This window comes from Streptomyces sp. MB09-01 (assembly GCF_033794505.1).
Classification (GTDB): domain Bacteria; phylum Actinomycetota; class Actinomycetes; order Streptomycetales; family Streptomycetaceae; genus Streptomyces.
The window spans coordinates 1-3,339 of sequence record NZ_JARAYQ010000468.1 but is presented as its reverse complement, the minus strand read 5'-3'; the positions used below and the strand labels follow the sequence as shown (position 1 = coordinate 3,339).

At 72.0% G+C, this 3,339-nt stretch carries 3 protein-coding genes; 2 read left to right on the top strand and 1 reads right to left on the bottom strand.

Annotated features, from left to right (window positions below; translation table 11 throughout):
* Positions 1 to 175: 175 nt before the first annotated feature.
* Entirely contained in the window at positions 176 to 1,192 is a 1,017-nt protein-coding gene (locus PV721_RS42400; protein WP_319734089.1) for a heme/hemin ABC transporter substrate-binding protein, read from the bottom strand.
* A gap of 116 nt (positions 1,193 to 1,308) precedes the next feature.
* Between PV721_RS42400 and PV721_RS42395 the strand changes: the two genes are divergently transcribed.
* Complete coding sequence (locus PV721_RS42395) at positions 1,309 to 2,682, top strand: HtaA domain-containing protein (RefSeq protein WP_319734087.1); 1,374 nt, start codon at positions 1,309 to 1,311, stop codon at positions 2,680 to 2,682.
* Positions 2,683 to 2,728: 46 nt separating this feature from the next.
* The coding region (locus PV721_RS42390; RefSeq protein WP_319734085.1) for an HtaA domain-containing protein at positions 2,729 to 3,339 on the top strand (611 nt) is incomplete at its 3' end.

Below are 3,339 nucleotides of genomic sequence, written 5' to 3'. Positions count from 1 at the left end.
GTTTAAAAGACAGTTTTCACCGGGGGCTGGTGTTTGCCGGGGCACATGGCGTTCGACGCCCTGCGGGGAGCGCCCCGGCACACACCCGTCCCCGGTGGAAGTGGTGGGCGGGCTCGTGTCGGGCGTTGCCGTCTGCGCGGCTGTCGGGTTCTGGCCGGCGAGGTCATGCGGCACTTCAGGCGGCCTTGCCGTAGAGCTGGGTCACCAGGGAGGACAGCACCTGGTCGGTGCGGGGACCGTAGTTGAGGAGGACGCCGTCGTCGACCGTGAGCACGCGGCGGTCCATGCCGGCCGGGGTCTGGGCGACGCCCGGGATCTTCACCAGGCCGTCGATGCCGCCGACCGATTCGAGGCCCTTGGACATGACCAGGATGGCGTCGGGGGCGGCGGCCGCGAGGGCCTCGCTGGTGATCGGGGTGAAGTCCTTGCCGAGGCCGGACTCCTTGCCGGTGTCGACCGCGCCGGCCGCTTCCAGCAGGGAGGCGGCGCCGGAGTCCGAGCCGCCCAGCAGGTAGACGGAGGCGGTGCCGCGGAGGTAGAGGAAGGCCACCCGTGGCTTCTTTCCGGAGGCGGTCGGAATGTCCTTGCGGGCTGCGGTGATCCGGTCGGCGGTGCGCCGGTTCAGCTGGGTGCCCGCGTCCTTGACGCCCAGCGCGGTCGCGACCGTGTCGATGCGCTTCGGTACGTCGTCCAGGGACTTGGCCGGGGCGACGACGAGGACGGGGATGCCGGCGTCGCGGATCTGCTGGATCGCCTCCGCGGGGCCACTGGTGGTCTCCGCCATGACGAGGGTGGGGCGCAGGGACAGGACGCTCTCGGCGGAGACGTCGTGGCCACGTGTCACCACCGGCAGGGCGGCGGCCTGTTCGAAGGTGGCGGTGATGTCCCGGGCGACGACCTGCCGGCCGAGGCCGAGCGTGTGGACGATCTCGTTGAGGCTGCCGGTCAGCGGGACGACGCGGTCCGCGGAGGTGATGGTGACCTGGGCGCCGTCGGCCGAGGGCACCGTCACCGGCAGTGCGGGCTGCGGCGCCGGAGCGAGTGGTTCCAACCGGTCCGGGACGGCGGCTGCGCTGGGGGCGGATGAGCCCGGGGTGGTGGCCGTACCTCCGCAGCCCGTCAGCGCGAGTGCCAGTGCTGCCACGGCAACTGCGAGACGGGGAATGCGGTGTGACGCGGCGGGCGTAGGCACGAAGGCACCGTCCTGATCGTCCGACTGAGGATCCGGGGACCGGGGGGTTACGAACCCGGCCAAGAGTAGCTTAGGTTAGCCTAACCTTGCTTAGCCAGACCCAGGAGGGGGCGTTCATGTCCGCTAGACCCGTCCGCGCGTTCGCCGTCACGCTGTTGGCGGCCCTGCTGGGGGCCCTGCTCCCGGCAACCGCCGCCCACGCGGGCACCGTGCAGGGGGGTCGGCTCGACTGGGGTATCAAATCGTCTTTCCAGAGTTATGTCACCGGTCCGGTCGCAAAAGGCAGTTTCAAGCTGAAGAGCGGGGCCGCCACGGTCGGCGGCAGTCTGTTCCGCTTCCACTCGGCGGCCGGCTCCTACGACCCGGACTCCGGAACCTTCGAGGCCTCCTACTCGGGCGGGGTGACCTTCCAGGGGCACCAGAAGCCCGACGGCGTCCACGAGTTGGACATGACCGTCAGCCGCCCGACCGTCAAGATCAGCGGGGCGAGCGGCACCCTCTACGTGGACGTCTCCAGCAAGGCCAAGGACACCGGCGCGGTCAGCAACCAGTCCCAGGTGCCCTTCGCCACGCTCGGCCTCGGCGGCATCAACATGAAGGGCGGCGCCAGCCCCCTGACCCTCACGAACATCCCGGCCACCCTCACCGCGCAGGGCGCCCAGGCCTTCGCCGGCTACTACGCGGCCGGCACGCAGCTCGACCCCGTCTCGCTCTCCGCAGACGTCAAGGCCGCCCCGGCCGCGGAGCCCTCGCCGTCGGCGACCCCGCAGCCGGGCGCCACCACGCAGGCCCCGCAGGCGCAGGGCGCCTTCGCCGACGCCGCCGTCGACTGGGGGGTGCGCCGCACCTTCCGCGAGTACGTCACCGGCTCGGTCGGCCAAGGCAAGTGGACGCTCGCCGAGGGCGCCCAGGACGGCGGCGCGCTGTTCCGCTTCCCGCAGGGCAAGGGCGCGTACGACGGCGGGAAAGGCACTCTTGACGCGGCCTTCGCCGGCACCGTCCAGTTCACCGGTGCCCATCTGGACCTCAAGCTCGGAAAGGTGGGCGTCAAGGTGGAGAACGGCAAGGGCGTCCTGTCCGCGGACGTGACCACCGGCGGCGAGACGAAGAACGCCGTCCCGCTGGTGGAGTTCGACGCCAAGGGCCTGAAGACCGAGGGCGGGCTGGCCACCCTGACGGAGGCGCCGGCCGTCCTCACCGAGGGCGGATCGCAGGCCTTCAACTCCATGTACAAGGCGGGCACGGAGATGGATCCCGTCTCGCTCGCCGTCGCACTCGACGCCACCGCGAAGCTGCCGGCGCTGCCCGACCTGGGCTCCACGGCCTCGCCCGCGCCCGCATCGCCGGCCGCCGAGCCCGCTCCCGCCGCGAAGGCCGAGCAGTCCTCCAGGACCGGGCTGTTCATCGCCCTGGCCGTGGGCGTACTGGTCCTGGCCGGCGGCGCCGCCTTCGTGGTGGTCCGCAAGCGGCGCACGGCCGCTGCCGAGTAGTTCCCCTTCCCCCTTCCCCCTTTCTTGTCCCCAGGAGTACCCAGCCATGTCGTCCATCCGCCGCCCGATCTCCCTCGCGGCCGCCGTTCTCACCGCCGCCGCGCTCGGCTCCACCGCGTTAGCCCTGCCCGCCACCGCCGCGGGCGGGCCCCCGGCCGCACCGAGGGAGATCATCGGCGGCTCCCTCGACTGGGGCGTGCTCGCGAGCTACCGCGCCTACGTGACCGGCATGGCCAAGGGCACCATCACCGTGGCGGACGGCGCCCGGCAGAACGAGGACGGGACGCTGCGCTTCGTCGAGCCGACCGGCCAGTACGACCCCGCCGGCGGCCCCGTGGTCAAGGCGGCCTTCAAGGGCAGCGTCACCTTCTCCTCGCCCGCCCCGCCGACCGGCCACGGCTTCGAGGTCAAGCTCTCGGACTTCCGTGTCGACACCGGCACCAAGAAGCTCACCGCGGACGTCACCAAGGCCGGTACGACGACCCAGGACGTGCCCCTGGCCAAGGTGGCCTTCGCCGGCCAGGCGATGACGGGCCTGGCGACCACGCTCACCAAGGAGGCGGCCGACGCGCTCGGTTCGCCGGGCTACGAGGACAAGGCGGGCGACCCGCTCACCGCGAAGCTGGAATTCAAGGAGCCCGCCCCGGACCCGGAGCC